Source organism: Burkholderia sp. HI4860 (genome assembly GCF_002223045.2).
GTDB lineage: Bacteria > Pseudomonadota > Gammaproteobacteria > Burkholderiales > Burkholderiaceae > Burkholderia.
In genome coordinates this window covers 2,412,920-2,429,655 of sequence record NZ_NKFO02000003.1, presented here as the reverse complement: position 1 = coordinate 2,429,655, position 16,736 = coordinate 2,412,920, and the positions used below count along the sequence as shown (strand labels likewise).

The 16,736-nt window shown below is 66.3% G+C and carries 15 protein-coding genes; 1 reads left to right on the top strand and 14 read right to left on the bottom strand.

The annotated features are described in order from the left end of the window. Nucleotides 1-45: 45 nt before the first annotated feature. Complete coding sequence (locus CFB34_RS26565; protein WP_089440987.1) at nt 46-528, bottom strand: nitrate reductase associated protein; 483 nt, start codon at nt 526-528, stop codon at nt 46-48. A gap of 121 nt (nt 529-649) precedes the next feature. On the opposite strand from CFB34_RS26565, the gene fdhD reads away from it, so the two are divergent. Further along, entirely contained in the window at nt 650-1,486 is an 837-nt protein-coding gene (gene fdhD / locus CFB34_RS26560) for a formate dehydrogenase accessory sulfurtransferase FdhD (RefSeq protein ID WP_089441325.1), read from the top strand. 59 nt (nt 1,487-1,545) lie between these two features. Here the strand turns inward: fdhD and CFB34_RS26555 are convergent, their stop codons facing one another. The 13 genes from CFB34_RS26555 to CFB34_RS26495 form a co-directional block, all read right to left on the bottom strand. Further along, nucleotides 1,546-2,313: an enoyl-CoA hydratase gene (locus CFB34_RS26555; protein ID WP_089440988.1), complete on the bottom strand. Its 768-nt coding sequence runs from the start codon at nt 2,311-2,313 to the stop codon at nt 1,546-1,548. Between the two features lie 92 nt (nt 2,314-2,405). Next, a complete protein-coding gene (locus CFB34_RS26550; protein ID WP_039360089.1) occupies nt 2,406-3,605 on the bottom strand; it encodes an acetyl-CoA C-acyltransferase in 1,200 nt (399 codons plus the stop codon). A gap of 27 nt (nt 3,606-3,632) precedes the next feature. After that, nucleotides 3,633-6,068, bottom strand: a complete 2,436-nt coding sequence (locus CFB34_RS26545) for a 3-hydroxyacyl-CoA dehydrogenase/enoyl-CoA hydratase family protein (protein WP_021158421.1) — start codon at nt 6,066-6,068, stop codon at nt 3,633-3,635. Between the two features lie 118 nt (nt 6,069-6,186). Then, nucleotides 6,187-7,974: an acyl-CoA dehydrogenase C-terminal domain-containing protein gene (locus CFB34_RS26540; RefSeq protein WP_089440989.1), complete on the bottom strand. Its 1,788-nt coding sequence runs from the start codon at nt 7,972-7,974 to the stop codon at nt 6,187-6,189. A gap of 58 nt (nt 7,975-8,032) precedes the next feature. Then, nucleotides 8,033-8,632: a TetR/AcrR family transcriptional regulator gene (locus CFB34_RS26535; RefSeq protein ID WP_006751498.1), complete on the bottom strand. Its 600-nt coding sequence runs from the start codon at nt 8,630-8,632 to the stop codon at nt 8,033-8,035. 200 nt (nt 8,633-8,832) lie between these two features. After that, nucleotides 8,833-10,107 (bottom strand): cardiolipin synthase ClsB, encoded by a 1,275-nt coding sequence (clsB, locus tag CFB34_RS26530; RefSeq protein WP_089440990.1) that lies wholly within the window; start codon nt 10,105-10,107, stop codon nt 8,833-8,835. Further along, nucleotides 10,104-10,598, bottom strand: a complete 495-nt coding sequence (gene nudB, locus CFB34_RS26525) for a dihydroneopterin triphosphate diphosphatase (protein ID WP_089440991.1) — start codon at nt 10,596-10,598, stop codon at nt 10,104-10,106. The genes clsB and nudB overlap by 4 nt, the downstream gene beginning before the upstream one ends. 160 nt (nt 10,599-10,758) lie before the next feature. Beyond that, the gene (gene aspS / locus CFB34_RS26520) at nt 10,759-12,561 is read right to left on the bottom strand and encodes an aspartate--tRNA ligase (protein ID WP_089440992.1); all 1,803 of its coding nucleotides are present in this window, start codon (nt 12,559-12,561) and stop codon (nt 10,759-10,761) included. A gap of 67 nt (nt 12,562-12,628) precedes the next feature. Then, nucleotides 12,629-13,279, bottom strand: a complete 651-nt coding sequence (locus tag CFB34_RS26515) for a DUF502 domain-containing protein (RefSeq protein WP_069248829.1) — start codon at nt 13,277-13,279, stop codon at nt 12,629-12,631. Between the two features lie 62 nt (nt 13,280-13,341). Further along, nucleotides 13,342-13,689 (bottom strand): FmdB family zinc ribbon protein, encoded by a 348-nt coding sequence (locus CFB34_RS26510; protein WP_089440993.1) that lies wholly within the window; start codon nt 13,687-13,689, stop codon nt 13,342-13,344. Nucleotides 13,690-13,784: 95 nt separating this feature from the next. Then, nucleotides 13,785-14,411: an SAM-dependent methyltransferase gene (locus CFB34_RS26505; protein ID WP_089440994.1), complete on the bottom strand. Its 627-nt coding sequence runs from the start codon at nt 14,409-14,411 to the stop codon at nt 13,785-13,787. Nucleotides 14,412-14,428: 17 nt separating this feature from the next. Then, a complete protein-coding gene (gene ubiB, locus CFB34_RS26500; protein ID WP_089440995.1) occupies nt 14,429-16,006 on the bottom strand; it encodes a ubiquinone biosynthesis regulatory protein kinase UbiB in 1,578 nt (525 codons plus the stop codon). Nucleotides 16,007-16,019: 13 nt separating this feature from the next. Then, the gene (locus CFB34_RS26495; protein WP_069248831.1) at nt 16,020-16,646 is read right to left on the bottom strand and encodes an SCP2 sterol-binding domain-containing protein; all 627 of its coding nucleotides are present in this window, start codon (nt 16,644-16,646) and stop codon (nt 16,020-16,022) included. Between the last annotated feature and the right edge of the window lie 90 nt (nt 16,647-16,736).

The window sequence follows — 16,736 nt, the reverse complement described above, 5'->3', positions numbered from 1 at the left end:
CAGACGAGCGCCGCGCGGCGGCGCTTCCCCTCGCCTTCGGCCGCCTCAGTGCGTGGCCGTCAGCCCGAACTCCCGCATCGCGGGCAGGAAATCGTGGTTCAGCTTCGGCTTGCGCGACAGCTTCACCAGCACGTAGCGCTGGAACGGCGCGAGCCGCTGCCACTGCGCAAGCTCGGGCGCCATCAGCCCGGCCAGCGCGCTCTGCTGCACGAGCGACTCCGGCACGCTGTCGGTGGCACGCCAGGCCGGCTGCTCGTCCGGCTGGAACCACGAGGGCTCCAGATCCGCGTGCGTACGCAGCATTTCGAACAGCGCGTGATCGAAGTTGGGCTCGATCGCGGTGTCCTCGTCGGCCGGAAAGCGCGCGAGCAGCTTGCGGTCCTCGAGCGGCAGCAACTGCCACTGCTCCAGTGAGATCCGCAGACCGAACCGGTCGAGATTGAAACGCACGATCATCGGGATGTACGTGAAGTTTTCCGACGAAGCGTGTTCGAAGGCGAATAGCAGTGGAGCGTCGCTGAGTCCCATGATCGTGACCTGATATGGCGGATACCGGCGCGGCCGGCTTGCCTGGGGTATTTTAGAACCTCTGCGCGCGGGTGGCGGATACGATTGCCGCCGGCCGCGCGCCGAATCAACGGGAGTGCTCGTGAATCCGACCGAATCCGGCGACTTGCGCGACGAACCGCGCGGCGCGATCGAACTGTCCGTGCGCCGCACGCGCGGCGGTGCCGTCGAAACCGCACACGACTACGTGGGCCAGGAATGGCCCGTCGCGCTCGTCTTCAACGGCATCTCGCATGCGGTGATGATGTGTACGCCGTGCGACCTCGAAGCGTTCGCGGTCGGTTTCGCGATCTCGGAAGGGATCGTCGCGCGCGGCAGCGACATCAAGGACATCGAGGTGATCCTGCACGCCGGCGCGCCGCTGCCGCATGCGGAAGTCCACCTGGAGGTCGTCCAGCAGGCGTTCGCCGCGCTGAAGGACCGGCGCCGCGCGCTCGCGGGGCGTACCGGCTGCGGCGTCTGCGGGATCGAAAGCATCGACCTGCTCGACCTCGCGCCCGAACGCGTGCCCGATACGGGCTTTCTCGCACGCCTCGCCCCCGACGCGCTGACGCGCGCGGCGCAGGCGCTGCCGGTTCACCAGGCGCTCACGCGGCTCACGGGCGGCCTGCATGCGGCCGCGTGGTGCGACGCAACAGGGGCGATCCGGATGGCATTCGAGGACGTCGGCCGCCACAACGCACTCGACAAGCTGATCGGCTCGCTCGTGCTGTCGCGCGCCGACGCGACCGACGGCTTCGTGTTCCTGTCGAGCCGCGCGAGCTACGAGCTCGTGCGCAAGGCCGCACGGGTCGGCATCCCGCTGGTGGCAACGATCTCCGCACCGTCGTCGCTCGCGATCGAGATCGCGAAAGCGGCCGGCTTGCGGCTCGTCAGCTTCTGCCGCGAAACCGGCCACGTCGACTACGGCACGGCCTGATCGCGATCGCGGGAGCGCGCCGGCAGTCCGCCGCCGGCGCGCCCTGCTCCGTCGGACGGTCAGTCGAACTGACGGAAATCCGGCTTGCGCTTCTCGAAGAACGCCGTCATCGCCTCGCGCGCTTCCGGCGCGCGCAGCATCGTAGCGAAGTGGCCTGCTTCCTCGGCCATCCGCGCCTGCGTCGCCACGCCGCCCGTATCCTTCAGCAGCGCCTTCGTCACACGCAGCGATGCCGCCGGCAGCGCCGCGAGCTTTGCCGCCTGCTTCGCCGCGAACGCGTCGAGCTCGGCCGCCGGCAGCACGCGGTTGACGATGCCGATCCGGTGCGCTTCCAGCGCGTCGAACGCTTCGCCGAGCAGCAGCTTCTCGGCCGCGACCTGATGGCCGGCCAGACGCGGCAGCAGCACGCTCGACGCGGCTTCCGGGCACAGCCCGAGCTGCGTGAACGGCAGCGAGAACGTCGCGGTGTCGGCCGCGTAGACCAGATCGCAGTGCAGCAGCATCGTCACGCCGACGCCGATCGCCAGGCCCGGCACCGCGGCCACGATCGGCTTGCTCGCGCTGCTGATCCGCGCGAGAAACTGGAACACCGGCGCGGTGTCGTCCTTCGGCGGCGACTTCAGGAAATCCTCGAGATCGTTCCCCGAGGTGAAGTTGCCGTCGCCGCCGCGCAGCAGGATCACGCGAACCGCCTTGTCTTCCTGCGCTTCGGCGAGTGCGTCGGCCATCGTCTGGTACATCGCCGCCGTCAGCGCGTTCTTCTTCGCCGGGCGCGCGATCGTGATCGTCATCACGCCATCGGCGCGTTCCACTTGAATTTCGGCCACAACCGTCTCCTTTGACTTTCCTCTATCGGAATGAAAAAACGGTGCGCGAGCTCGTGGCCCGCGCACCGTCGCAGCTTGTCGTCGTGCTCCGCTTACAGGCGTTCGATGATGCCCGCGGCGCCCATGCCGGTGCCGACGCACATCGTGACCATCCCGTACTTCAGGTTACGGCGGCGCAGGCCGTGCACGACGGTCGCCGCGCGGATCGCGCCGGTCGCGCCGAGCGGGTGGCCGAGTGCAATCGCGCCGCCCATCGGGTTGACCTTCGACGGGTCGAGGCCGAGATCGCGCATCACCGCCAGCGATTGCGCGGCGAACGCTTCGTTCAGCTCGATCCAGTCGAGATCGTCCTGCTTCAGGCCGGCGGCCTTCAGCGCGGCCGGAATCGCTTCCTTCGGACCGATGCCCATGATTTCCGGCGGCACGCCACGCACCGCGAAGCTCACGAAGCGCGCGAGCGGCGTCAGGTTGAATTCCTTGAGCACCTTCTCCGACACGACGAGCAGCGCGCCCGCGCCGTCCGACGTCTGCGAGCTGTTGCCGGCCGTGACCGAGCCCTTGTTCGCGAACACCGTGCGCAGCTTCGCGAGCCCTTCGATCGACGTATCGGCGCGCGGACCTTCGTCGAGCTTGATCTCGCGCGTCTTCACGTCGACTTCACCGGTCGCGAGGTTCGGGAAACGCTCGGTGATCGTGTACGCGGCGATCTCGTCGTTGAACTCGCCGGCCTGCTGGGCGGCAAGCGCCTTGCGGTGCGACTCGACCGAGAACGCGTCCTGGTCTTCGCGGCTCACCTTCCACTGCTCCGCGACGCGCTCGGCCGTCAGGCCCATCCCGTACGCGATGCCGAAGTCTTCATTGCGATCGAAGATGTGCGGCGACATCGACGGCTTGTTGCCCATCATCGGCACCATGCTCATCGATTCGCAGCCGCCCGCGAAGATCGCGTCGGATTCGCCGACGCGGATGCGGTCGGCCGCCATCGCCAGCGCCGTGATGCCCGACGCGCAGAAACGGTTGACCGTCACGCCGCCGACCGTCTGCGGCAGGCCCGCGAGCAGCGCGCCCATCCGCGCGACGTTCAGGCCCTGCTCGGCTTCCGGAATCGCGCAGCCGATGATCGCGTCTTCGATCAGCTTCGTGTCGAAGCCGGGTACCTGCGCCACCGCCGACTTGAGCGCGTGGACCAGCAGCTCGTCCGGGCGCGTGTTCTTGAAGACACCGCGCGGGGCCTTGCCGATCGGCGTGCGGCTGGCGGCGACGATGTATGCGTCTTGCAATTGTTTGCTCATTTGAGACTCCTTGCCTTATCCGCTCGCTCAGTTACGCACCGGCTTGCCGGTCTGCAACATGCCCATGATCCGTTCCTGCGTCTTCTGCGTGCCGAGCAGCTCGACGAACGCACGACGCTCCAGCGCGAGCAGCCACTGCTCGTCGACCAGGCTGCCGGCTTCGACGTCGCCGCCGCACACGGCTTCGGCGATGCGGCTCGCGATCAGGTAGTCGTGATCGCTGATGAAGCGGCCGTCACGCATGTTGACGAGCGACGCCTTGATCGTCGCGATCGCCGAACGGCCGGCGACCGGCACGTCCTTCGCGCGCAGCGGTGCGCGGTAGCCGGTTGCGGCCAGCGCACGCGCTTCCTTCTTCGCGGTGTCGAGCAGTTCGAACACGTTGAAGACGATCGTGTCGGACGGCTTCACGTAGCCCATCGCACGGGCATCGTGCGCGGACGCCGACACCTTCGCCATCGCCGCGTTCTCGAACGACTTCGTGACGAACTTCAGGATGTCGGTGGTCGCGTTCGCGGCCGTTGCGGCGTCCGCTGCGCGCAGCGCGGCTTCCTTCAGGCCGCCGCCCGCCGGCACGAGGCCGACGCCCACTTCGACGAGACCGATGTAGCTCTCGACGTGCACGACGCGCTTCGCGCTGTGCAGCATCAGCTCGCACCCGCCGCCGAGCGCGATGCCCGACACGGCTGCGACGACCGGCACGTTCGCGTACTTCACGCGCAGCATGCCTTCCTGGAACTTCTTCACGAACGGCTCGATGCCCTTCGCGCCGCCCATCATGAACGCGGGCATCGCCTCTTCGAGGTTCGCACCGGCCGAGAACGGGCCGCCCGGCGTGCCGAGCTTCAGCGACGTCGGTTGCCAGATCACCACGCCCTTGTAGTCCTTCTCCGCGAGTTCGATGGCTTGCACGAGGCCGTCGATCACGCTCGGTCCGATCGTGTTCATCTTCGACTTGAACGACACGATCACGACGTCGTCTTCACCCGCGCGGTCGTCGACCCAGGCACGCACGGCATCGGTCTCGAACAGCGTCTTGCCGTACGTCTTCGGATCGGCACCGGCTTCGCCGAGCAGCGGTGCGCGGAATACCTGCTTGTCGTAGACGGCGAGGTCCGAACGCGGCACGAAGCGCTTCGCTGCCGGCGCCCACGAGCCTTCGGCCGTGTGCACGCCACCCTTTTCCGCAACCGCGCCTTCGAGCACCCACGACGGCAGCGGCACGTTCGCGAGCGCCTTGCCGGCCGCGATGTCTTCCTGCACCCACTCGGCGACCTGCTTCCAGCCGGCCGCCTGCCAGCCTTCGAACGGGCCTTCGTTCCAGCCGAAGCCCCAGCGGATCGCGAGGTCGACGTCGCGCGCGTTGTCGGCGATCGATTCGAGATGCACGCCGATGTAGTGGAACACGTCGCGGAAGATCGACCACAGGAACTGCGCGTGCGGATGGTCCGTTTCACGCAGCAGCTTCAGGCGTTCCGCCGGCGGGCGCTTCAGGATGCGGCCGACGGTTTCGTCCGCCTTCGCGCCCGAATCCACGTAGGTGCCCGTCTTTGCGTCGAGCACCTTGATCGCCTTGCCTTCCTTCTTGTAAAAGCCGCCGCCCGTCTTCTGGCCGAGCGCGCCCTGCTTCACCAGTTCGGCGAGCACGGCAGGCGTCTGGTAGACCGGGAAGAACGGATCGTCGGCGAGGTTGTCCTGCATCGTCTTGATCACGTGCGCCATCGTGTCGAGGCCGACCACGTCCGCGGTGCGGAACGTCGCCGACTTCGCGCGGCCGAGGCGGCTGCCCGTCAGGTCGTCGACTTCGTCGAAGCGCAGGCCGAACTTCGCGGCCTCGGTGATCACCGCGAGGATCGAGAAGATGCCGACGCGGTTCGCGATGAAGTTCGGCGTATCCTTCGCGCGCACGACGCCCTTGCCGACGATGCTCGTCAGGAAGGTTTCGAGCTGGTCGAGGATCTCCGGGCGCGTGTGCGCGGTCGGGATCAGTTCGACCAGGTGCATGTAGCGCGGCGGGTTGAAGAAGTGCACGCCGCAGAAGCGCGACTTCAGCTCGTCCGAAAAACCTTCGGACAGCTTCGTGATCGACAGGCCCGACGTGTTGGTCGCGAAGATCGCGTTCGGTGCGATGTGCGGTGCGACCTTCTTGTACAGGTCGTGCTTCCAGTCCATCCGCTCGGCGATCGCCTCGATCACGACGTCGCACTCGGCGAGTTTCGCGATGTCGTCTTCGTAGTTCGCTGCCTCGAGGTACTTCGCGTCGTCCTTCACGCCGAACGGCGCGGGCGACAGCTTCTTCAGGTTCTCGATCGCCTTCAGCGCGATCGCGTTTTTCGGGCCTTCCTTGGCCGGCAGGTCGAACAGCAGCACCGGCACGCGCGCGTTGATGAGGTGCGCGGCGATTTGCGCGCCCATCACGCCGGCGCCCAGCACGGCGACCTTGCGAATCAGGAAATTGCTCACGGGATGTCTCCGGATAGTGTCGTGCAGCGCGGAATGTGAGGGCTGCACGGCGAAGTGAGTACCAGGAACCGTTGCGTTCGGGCGGCGCGGCACGCGGCGCGCACCGCCCGGACTCGCGTCAGAACAGCGATTCGTCGACTTCCATCAGCGTCTTCGAACCGGCGCGCGCCGCGCGGATCGTCGCCGCCGTCTCGGGCAGCAGGCGCGCGAAGTAGAAGCGGGCGGTGGCGAGCTTCGACTTGTAGAACGGATCGCCCGACGCTTCCTTGTCGAGTGCGAGACGCGCCATGCGCGCCCAGAAGTACGAGAACACCAGATGGCCGACGGTGCGCAGGTACGGCACGGCGGCCGCGCCGACTTCGTCCGGGTTCTGCATCGCCTTCATGCCGATTTCCATCGTCAGCTTCTGCACCTTGTCGCCGATGTCGGCGAGCGGGTTGATGAACTCGGCCATTTCCGGCTTCACGCCTTCGGCTTCCGCGAATTCCGTGACGAGCTTGCCGAACTTCTTCAGCTTCGCACCCATGTCGCCAAGCACCTTGCGGCCCAGCAGGTCGAGCGACTGGATCGAGTTCGTGCCTTCGTAGATCATGTTGATCCGCGCGTCGCGCACGTACTGCTCCATGCCCCACTCGGAGATGAAGCCGTGGCCGCCGTAGATCTGCATCGCGTGGTTGGTCGACTCGAATGCGTTGTCGGTCAGGAACGCCTTGATGATCGGCGTGAGCAGCGCGACGAGGTCGGCCGCTTCCTTGCGCACCGCTTCGTCGGCGTGCGACAGCTCCTTGTCGATCTGCAGCGCGGACCAGTACGTGAATGCGCGCGCGCCTTCGGCGTAAGCCTTCTGCGTGAGCAGCATGCGGCGCACGTCCGGGTGCACGATGATCGGGTCGGCCGGCTTGTCCGGTGCCTTCGGGCCCGTCAGCGAGCGCATCTGCAGGCGCTCCTTCGCATAGGTGAGCGAATTCTGGTACGCGACTTCCGTGAGGCCGAGGCCTTGCATGCCGACGCCGAGGCGCGCGGCATTCATCATCACGAACATCGCGTTCAAGCCCTTGTTCGGCTCGCCGACCATCCAGCCCTTCGCGCCGTCGAGGTTCATCACGCACGTCGAGTTGCCGTGGATGCCCATCTTGTGCTCGATCGAGCCGCACTTGATGCCGTTGCGCTCGCCCGGCTCGCCGGCTGCGTCGGGGATGAACTTCGGCACGATGAACAGCGAGATCCCCTTGGTGCCCTGCGGCGCGTCCGGCAGGCGCGCGAGCACGAGGTGGATGATGTTCTTCGACATGTCGTGCTCGCCGCTCGAGATGAAGATCTTCGTGCCGCTGATCGAGTACGAGCCGTCGCCGTTGGGTTCGGCCTTGGTGCGCAGGATGCCGAGGTCGGTGCCGCAGTGCGGCTCGGTCAGGCACATCGTGCCCGTCCATTCGCCCGTCACGAGCTTCGGCAGGTAGCGCTGCTGCAGTTCCGGCGCGCCGTGCGCGTGCAGGCACTCGTAGGCGCCGTGCGACAGGCCCGGGTACATCGTCCAGGCCTGGTTCGCCGAGTTCAGCATTTCGTAGAGCGCGTTGTTCACGAACGCGGGCAGGCCCTGGCCGCCGTAGTCCGGATCGCAGCCGAGCGCCGGCCAGCCGGCCTCGACGTACTGCTGGTAGGCTTCCTTGAAGCCGGTCGGGGTCTTCACGACGCCGTCGCCTTCATACGTGCAGCCTTCGCGATCGCCGACCTGGTTCAGCGGGAACAGTACCTCGGAGCAGAACTTGCCCGCTTCCTCGAGGACCTGGTTGATCGTGTCGGCGTCGAGGTCCGCATGCTTGGGCATTTGCTTGACTTCGGCTTCGACGTTCAGAAGCTCGTGCAACACGAATTGCATGTCGCGCAGCGGCGCGGCGTACTGTCCCATGACTCTCTCCAAAGGTGGGCAAAACGGCTCGAGCTCCTGGCGGGCGGATCACGCGCCGCTAACGGCTCTCGCTCTGATACGAAACAATCGTCTTTTCCAGCGCGGCCCACGTGAGGCGCACGGCGTCCGGCGAATGCAGGAAGCGTGCGTCGTGATGCAGGCCGAGCGTGAAGCTGTACAACTCGAAGAGCATCAGGTCCGGATCCGTATCCGCACGCAGATGGCCTTCTTCCTTCGCCTGCGAAATGGCACGCAGCATCGCGGCACGCCAGGCCGTCACGCTTGCGATCAACTGCTCGCGCACGGGGCTGTCAGGCCGGTCGTCGTACTCGACCGCACCGCTGATGTAGATGCATCCGGTCGTCACCTCCTGGATGCGCTTCTCCGTCCAGCGGGCCAGCATCGCCCGAAGGCGCGGCAAGCCTCGCGGCTCGCGCAGGCTCGGAAAGAACACCTCGTTTTCGAAACGATGGTGATACTCGCGGACGACCTCGACCTGCAGGTCCTCACGCGATCCGAAGTGCGCGAACACACCGCTCTTGCTCATCTGCATGCGCTCGGCCAGCAGGCCGATCGTCAGCCCCTCCAGCCCGTCACGGCTGGCGAGGTCCAAAGCAGCTTCAAGTATCGCGGCACGCGTCTGTTCGCCTTTTCGCATAGCTATTTCTGTAACCGTTCGGGGGTTCGAATAAAATCGAACGGCCGTACTATTATTGAGTGCGGCCGCTCGCGAAACAAGGAAATTATTAGAAACCGGTGTCTAACCGAGCCGCTATTTTGCGCGATTCCGGCGGGACCGGAGCGGCTTTTCCGCACGAACGTGCGGACAGATTTTTTGAAGCGAACGCTTAGTCTTCGTCAGTCGTAACCACCGACCGTCAGCGCCTTCATCACGAGACGATACGCCGTATAGGCGAGCCAGTTCAGCATGCGCTCGAGGCGCGGGCGCGCGGCGAACCGGGCGGGGTCGATTTCCCGGCCGTCGGCGAACGCGGCCGCGATCGCGTCGCGCAGCTCGTTCGTGACAGCATCGTAGCGCACCAGCACGACATTCGCCTCATTGTTCAACATCAGGCTCAGCGCGTCCAGGTTCGACGAGCCGACCGTCGCCCAGTTGTCGTCGATCACGGCCACCTTGCCGTGCAGCATCGTCTTGTCGTATTCGGCCACGCGCACGCCCGCACGCAGCAGCGCGTGATAGAGGAACGGCACGGCCGTATCGAGGGCCGCGAATTCCTTGCGGCCGATCAGGATCCGCACGTCGACGCCGCGTCGCGCGGCGCCCGTCAGCGCGCGGCGCAGCTTGCGCCCCGGCATGAAGTACGGATTGGCGAGCAGGATCCGCTGGCGGGCCTGGCCGATCGCAGCGAGATACGCCTTCTCGATCGCGCGGCGGTTCACGACGTTGTCGCGCGCGACGAACGCGACGCTCGGCTCCGTCACGACCCGCAGCGCGCCGGCCTTGATCCACCGGTGGCTGCGCATCCAGCGGCGGAACATGTCGGGAAATGCTTCGCCGCCATGCAGCCCGGTCGCGTATTGCGCATACGGCTTGTGGCCGAACAAGATCCGGTGCCACTGCAGTTCGAACGCGGCGCGCACGTCGGACACCGCGGGCCCCGCCATCTCGACCGCGAAATCCCAGCGCGGGAACGGCAGCGTCGTGCCGCCCTGCGCGTAGTCGTCGATGATGTTGATGCCGCCGCAGAACGCGACCGCGTGATCGATCACCGCGAGCTTGCGATGCGTGCGCGAAAAGCCGAAGCGGCCGAACAGGTAACGGTTGTAGATGCAGTGCTCGACGCCGGCTGCCGCCCACGTATCGAACAACGGCAGGCGTGCGGTGCCGATGCCGTCGGTGATCACGCGCACCCGCACGCCGCGCTGCGCCGCGCGGATCAATGCGTCCGACACCGGCCGGCCGGCCGCGTCGTCGCAGAAGATGTAGGTTTCGAGCATCACCTGCTCGCGGGCGGCATCGATCCGCTCGATCAGCGCCCGGAAGAACTCGCCGCCGGTCTCGCACAATCGCACGGTATTGCCCGACGTGAAGGCGAGCCGCGACGCGGAACCGCGTTCCTGCAGGAACATCTGCCGCAATTGCGCGAAGCGCTTGCGGGCTTCCGCCGTCATGCGGACGAGCCGTGCGGCGCGCGCGACAGTGCCACGCGCGCGGGCAGTTGCAGGATCGCCTCGGCGTTCGACGGCGAGAAGCAGCGCGCGGCCGCCTCGCGGAACGGCAGCCATGCATGGTCGACATGCTCGCGCGGCGACAGCGTCACGTCGACGCGATGCGGCACGCACAGGCCGAACCAGTGCTCGACATTGCGCGTGACGCCCGGGGCATAGCGGTGCAGGTATTGCGGATAGATCGTGTATTCGATCTTGTGGCGCCAGTCGACGAGCGCGCTGGCCGGCACGTCCGGCGTGCCGACTGCGATGCCGGTCTCCTCGGCCACTTCGCGCGCGGCGGTCAGCGCGAGCGGCTCGTCGAGCGTGTCCTTCGAGCCGGTCACCGATTGCCAGAAATCGGGCTGGTCGGCACGCTTGATCACGAGCACATCGAGGTCGGGCGTGTAGATCACGACAAGAACGGATTCGGGGATTTTCGGCGGCTTCGTCATCGTTGTTTCATGCAGCGCAGGGCCGCGCGCCGGGCAAAGGCTCCGAACGGGCGGCAAGTGCTGCGACTGTACCGCAAAAAACGAAACAGGCGCATCGCTGCGCCTGTTTCATGGGTGTCGTGTGCGCGTGACCGCACACACGACCGGGTGTGAAAGCGCGTTACGCCTTCGGTTGTTCCGGCTGACGCAGACGGATGTGCAACTCGCGCAGCTGACGCTCGTCGACCGGGCTCGGCGCTTGCGTGAGCAGATCCTGCGCACGCTGCGTCTTCGGGAACGCGATCACGTCGCGGATCGAATCGGCGCCGGCCATCATCGTGACGATGCGGTCGAGACCGAATGCGATACCGCCGTGCGGCGGCGCGCCGTACTGCAGCGCGTCCAGCAGGAAGCCGAACTTGAGCTGGGCTTCTTCAGCACCGATCTTCAGCGCGCGGAACACCTTGCTCTGCACTTCCTCGCGGTGGATACGCACCGAGCCGCCGCCGATTTCCCAGCCGTTCAGCACCATGTCGTAGGCCTTCGCGAGGCAACGGCCCGGATCCGTCTCGAGGTACTCGAGATGCTCGTCCTTCGGGCTGGTGAACGGGTGGTGAGCCGCGACGTAGCGCGCGTCTTCGTCGTCGTATTCGAACATGGGGAAGTCGACGACCCACAGCGGCTTCCAGCCGGCCTGGACGAGACCGTTCGCCTTGCCGAATTCGGAATGGCCGATCTTCAGGCGCAGCGCGCCGAGGCTGTCGTTGACGACCTTCGCGCGGTCGGCCGCGAAGAAGATGATGTCGCCGTCTTGCGCGCCGGTGCGCTCGAGGATCGCCGCGATCGATGCGTCGTGCAGGTTCTTGACGATCGGGCTCTGCAGGCCGTCACGGCCCTTCGCCTTCTCGTTGACCTTGATCCATGCAAGGCCCTTCGCGCCGTAGATGCGCACGAACTCGGTGTAGCCGTCGATGTCGCCACGCGACAGCTCGCCGCCCTTCGGCACGCGCAGTGCCGCGACACGGCCGTCCTTCGCGTTGGCCGGCGTGCTGAACACCTTGAAGTCGACGTCCTTCATCGCGTCGGTCAGCTCGGTGAATTCGAGCTGCACGCGCAGGTCCGGCTTGTCCGAACCGAAACGCGCCATCGCTTCCGAGTACGGCATCACCGGGAATTTCGCGTCGAGCTCGACGTCGATCGTCGTCTTGAAGATGTGACGGATCATGTCTTCGAACAGGTCACGGATTTCCTGCTCGCCGAGGAACGACGTTTCGCAGTCGATCTGCGTGAATTCCGGCTGACGGTCGGCACGGAGGTCTTCGTCGCGGAAGCACTTGGTGATCTGGTAGTAACGGTCGAAGTTCGCGACCATCAGCAGCTGCTTGAACAGCTGCGGCGACTGCGGCAGCGCGAAGAACTGGCCTGCGTTCACGCGCGACGGCACGAGGTAGTCGCGCGCGCCTTCCGGCGTGCTCTTCGTCAGCATCGGCGTTTCGATGTCGATGAAGCCCTGCTCGTCGAGGTACTTGCGCGCTTCGATCGCCACGCGGTAGCGCAGGCGCAGGTTGTGCTGCATCTGCGGGCGGCGCAGGTCGAGCACGCGGTGCGTGAGACGCGTCGTTTCCGACAGGTTGTCGTCGTCGAGCTGGAACGGCGGCGTGACCGACGCGTTCAGCACGTTCAGTTCGTGGCACAGCACTTCGATCTTGCCGCTCTTCAGGCCGGCGTTGACCGTGCCTTCCGGACGGTTGCGCACGAGGCCCTTGATCTGCACGCAGAACTCGTTGCGCACGCCTTCGGCGGTCGCGAACATTTCCGCGCGATCCGGGTCGCACACCACCTGCACGAGGCCTTCACGATCGCGCAGGTCGATGAAGATCACACCGCCGTGATCGCGGCGGCGCTGCACCCAGCCGCACAGCGACACGGTTTGGCCCAGCAGGTGTTCGGTCACGAGACCGCAGTATTCAGTACGCATCGACATGATGTTTGCTTTCGTTCGGTTTGATCAACGGGCGCCGCAACGCGCGGCCCGGGCGATGATTCTTTACTTACAGCGGCGGCTCGACGGGGCGGCGTGCAGGCGCCGGAGCCGGCGCCGGGGGCGCCACCACGCCCATCGAGACGATGTACTTGAGCGCGGCATCGACCGACATGTCGAGTTCGATGACTTCGCTCTTCGGCAGCATCAGGAAGAAGCCCGACGTCGGGTTCGGCGTCGTCGGGATATAGACGCTCACGTATTCTTCCGTCAGATGATTGAGCACGTCGCCGCCCGGCGTGCCGGTCAGAAACGCGATCGTATACGAGCCGCGACGCGGGTATTCGATCAGCAGCGCCTTGCGGAACGCGTTGCCGCTGCTCGACAGCAGCGTGTCCGACACCTGCTTGACGCTCGTGTAGATCGGCCCGACGACCGGGATGTGACGCACCACGGCGTTCCACCACGTGACGAGCTTCTGGCCGATGAAGTTCTGCGTGGCCAGCCCGACGACGAAGATGAACGCGAGCGTCAGCACCGCGCCGATCCCCGGCAGATGGAAGCCGAGCATCCGCTCGGGCTGCCACGATTCGGGCAGCAGGAGCAGTGTCTGATCCATCGTGCCGATGATGAGACCAAGCACCCACAGCGTGATCGCGAGCGGGACGAGAACCAGCAGGCCGGTCAGAAACACCGATTTCAGGGTCGTCTTTTTCATCATCTGCCGTCAATGAACCGCGCCGGCGGGCGCGGGTTGGTCGCAGCCCGGCCGGGCCGCGACGGTCAACTGCCGGCGGCGGGCGCTGCAGCCGGGGCGGGCGCGGCGCTCGTCGTCGTGCTTTCGGAACTGCTCGATGCAGCCGGCGCAGCCGCGGCGGGCGCGGCGTCCGTTGCCGCAGCCGGGGCTGCGTCGCCCGACGCCGTCGCCGGTGCGCTGGTGCCGCCCGAACCGCCACGGAAATCGGTGACATACCAACCCGAACCCTTCAGCTGGAAGCCCGCGGCAGTGACCTGCTTGCGAAATGCATCCTTCCCGCATTCCGGACACTGCGACAGCGGCGCGTCGCTCATCTTCTGGAGCACGTCCTTCGCGAAACCACACGCTTCGCATCGATAGGCGTAGATCGGCATGATATTTTTCCCGCGGAAACTGGAAACGGCTTGCAAAACCTTGAATTATAGCCGAAACCCTGCCGCGCTCCGGCAATGGCCGCGATACCCGCGCATCAGCGGCGGCGCCACGTGAGCCAGCGCTCGTTCCCGTCGAACACGGGCAGCGAATCGGTCACGGGCAAATCCTCGATAAGCTCGAAGTGCGGCGTGAGCAGCGCATCGAGTTCGGCACGCTCGATTCCGAACGGCGGCCCCTTCGGTTTCGCCATCAGGAAGAAATAGCCGGCCAGCAATCCGTCAGCAGGCAGCAGCTCGGCCATGCGCGCCGCATAGCCGGCACGCATGGCCGGCGGCAGCGCGCACAGGAACGCGCGCTCGTACACCCACTGCACGTCGAACGGCGGCCGGTACGTAAAGAAATCGGCCTGCTCGACGACGCCCGCGTGCGCGGCGAGCTGCGCCTTCGCGGCCGCCACCGCCTGCGCGGCGAAATCGATCGCCCGCACGGGCCAGCCGGCTTCGGCCAGCCACCCGGCTTCCCGCGCACTGCCGCAGCCGGGAATCAGCACCGTGCACGGCTCGAGCCGATGCGCGAACACGCGGAAACCCTCGGGCACGCCGCCGAATTCCCACGGCGTCACACCACGCTCGAAACGTTCGTCCCAGAACGATGCGTTGCCGGGATCGCGCGTCGCGAAATCGGCGGCTGACGGTGTAGCGGGTTGCTTCGGATCGGACATCGCCCTGCTCCTTTTGGTCATGTGCCGTACGTGAGCGCCAGCAGCACACGCGCGACGAGCGCCCCGACGCCGACGGCAAGGCCGAAGATCAGCAGCGCCTGCATCAGCCGGTTCGTCCGCTTCTGCTCGACGAGGATCTGGCGCATCAGCTCTTCGCTCGCGGCACGCGGCGCGTCATGGCGTGCGGCCATCGCATGATGGATCAGGCGCGGCAGTTGCGGCAGCGTCTTGCTCCACTGCGGCGCCTCGACCTTGAAGCGCTCGTACCAGCCGCGCAGCCCGATCTGCTCGGTCATCCAGCGCTCGAGGTATGGCTTCGCGGTCTTCCACAGGTCGAGCTCGGGGTCGAGCGAGCGGCCGAGGCCCTCGACGTTCAGCATCGTCTTCTGCAGCAGCACGAGCTGCGGCTGGATCTCGACGTTGAAGCGGCGCGACGTCGAGAACAGGCGCATCAGCACCTGGCCGAGCGAGATGTCCTTCAGCGCGCGGTCGAAATACGGCTCGCACACCGCGCGGATCGCGCTTTCGAGTTCCTCGACGCGCGTTTCGGGCGGCACCCAGCCCGACTCGAGGTGGAGCGTCGCGACGCGGTGGTAGTCACGCTTGAAGAACGCGAGGAAGTTCTGCGCGAGGTAGTTCTTGTCGAAATCGGACAGCGCGCCGACGATCCCGAAATCGAGCGCGACGTAGCGGCCGAACGTGTTCGGATCGAGGCTCACCTGGATGTTGCCCGGGTGCATGTCCGCATGGAAGAAGCCGTCGCGGAACACCTGCGTGAAGAAGATCTCGACGCCTTCGCGCGCGAGCTTCTTGATGTCGACGCCGGCCGAACGCAGCGTCTCGACCTGGCTGATCGGCACGCCGGTCATGCGCTCCATCACGAGCACCTGCGACGTCGAGAAATCCCAGAACATCTCGGGCACGAGCAGCAGGTCGAGGCCCGCGAAGTTGCGGCGCAGCTGGCTGCCGTTGGCGGCCTCGCGCATCAGGTCGAGCTCGTCGTGCAGGTACTTATCGAATTCGGCGACGACCTCGCGCGGCTTCAGGCGCCGGCCGTCGGCCCACATGCGCTCGGTCCAGATCGCGATGTCGCGCATCAGCGCGAGGTCGGAGTCGATCACCGACAGCATGTTCGGACGCAGCACCTTGACGGCGACGGCCTTGCCCGCGTGCTGGCCCTGCTTGAGCTTCGCGAAGTGCACCTGCGCGATCGACGCGCTCGCGACTGGCTCGCGCTCGAATTCGTCGAACAGCTCGTCGACCGGCGCACCGAGCGACTTCTCGATGATCCCGATCGCGACCGCCGAATCGAACGGCGGCACCTGGTCCTGCAGCTTCGCGAGTTCGTTCGCGAAATCGACCGACAGCAGGTCGCGGCGCGTCGACAGCACCTGGCCGAACTTCACGAAGATCGGGCCGAGGCTTTCGAGCGCGTGACGCAGCCGCACCGCAGGCGGATCGGAATAGCGGCGGCCGATCGTCGTGATCCGCAGCAGCAGCTTCACGCGCCGGTCGTCGATCCGGGACAGCATCACTTCGTCGAGGCCAAAGCGGATGACGGTGTAGACAATCTTGATGAAACGGAAAATGCGCATGCCCTGCGGCCCCTCAGTGCGCGCCGCGCGGGCCGGAACCCGTGCGCGCGCCGATTTTTTGTTCGAGTCGCTCGACCCGCTTTTCGACCCGTGCGAGCGCATCGCGTGCGCGCGCCAGTTCGGCGTCGAAGCCGCCGAGCGACGCGCGCCGGACGACCTGCGGGTTCTCGTCGAGCCAGTATTCGGCGACGGAATCGAGCACGTTGCGGCCGGTGCGTCGTGCGCGCGCGCCGGCGTCGCGCACGACCGTCGCGATCCGGTAGGCCGCCGCGTCGCCGACCAGCTTCGCGAGATCTTCTTCAGGTTCCCAGCGCAGGTGCTCGGCCAGCTTCGCGATCTGCGTGGCGAACTCGGCGTCGCCCTCGATCTTCACGTGCTTCATCACGGCCGCCTGGCCGCCCTGCAGGAACGCGGCGACCGTGTCGCCGGCAAGCGCGATCGACACGTCGACCTGTTGCGCATCGTGCGCGTCGACGGCCGACAGATAGCCGTCGGGCTGCACCAGCAGCGTCAGCGTAACCGGGGGCACGTCGATCCGGGCAGTCTTGCCCGAATAGGGAATCAGGCGGTCACGCGCCCACGATTCGCGGGCGAGCAGGTGATTGACAGCGGCAGCAAAAGGCTTGGCGGCAAAGGTCATCGGGCTGGGAAAGAAAAAACCCGCGCAGGCCGGGCGCCCACGCGGGTTTCTATTGTAACGTCGGATCGTCGGCAGACCGTGCCTGACCGC

Excerpts from the sequence above, each read along its gene's own strand:
- CFB34_RS26565 (WP_089440987.1), bottom strand. The coding sequence starts at position 528 with ATGGGACTCAGCGACGCTCCACTGCTATTCGCCTTCGAACACGCTTCG.
- CFB34_RS26550 (WP_039360089.1), bottom strand. The coding sequence starts at position 3,605 with ATGAGCAAACAATTGCAAGACGCATACATCGTCGCCGCCAGCCGCACG.
- CFB34_RS26540 (WP_089440989.1), bottom strand. The coding sequence starts at position 7,974 with ATGGGACAGTACGCCGCGCCGCTGCGCGACATGCAATTCGTGTTGCAC.
- CFB34_RS26535 (WP_006751498.1), bottom strand. The coding sequence starts at position 8,632 with ATGCGAAAAGGCGAACAGACGCGTGCCGCGATACTTGAAGCTGCTTTG.
- clsB (WP_089440990.1), bottom strand. The coding sequence starts at position 10,107 with ATGACGGCGGAAGCCCGCAAGCGCTTCGCGCAATTGCGGCAGATGTTC.
- nudB (WP_089440991.1), bottom strand. The coding sequence starts at position 10,598 with ATGACGAAGCCGCCGAAAATCCCCGAATCCGTTCTTGTCGTGATCTAC.
- aspS (WP_089440992.1), bottom strand. The coding sequence starts at position 12,561 with ATGTCGATGCGTACTGAATACTGCGGTCTCGTGACCGAACACCTGCTG.
- CFB34_RS26515 (WP_069248829.1), bottom strand. The coding sequence starts at position 13,279 with ATGATGAAAAAGACGACCCTGAAATCGGTGTTTCTGACCGGCCTGCTG.
- CFB34_RS26510 (WP_089440993.1), bottom strand. The coding sequence starts at position 13,689 with ATGCCGATCTACGCCTATCGATGCGAAGCGTGTGGTTTCGCGAAGGAC.
- CFB34_RS26505 (WP_089440994.1), bottom strand. The coding sequence starts at position 14,411 with ATGTCCGATCCGAAGCAACCCGCTACACCGTCAGCCGCCGATTTCGCG.
- ubiB (WP_089440995.1), bottom strand. The coding sequence starts at position 16,006 with ATGCGCATTTTCCGTTTCATCAAGATTGTCTACACCGTCATCCGCTTT.
- CFB34_RS26495 (WP_069248831.1), bottom strand. The coding sequence starts at position 16,646 with ATGACCTTTGCCGCCAAGCCTTTTGCTGCCGCTGTCAATCACCTGCTC.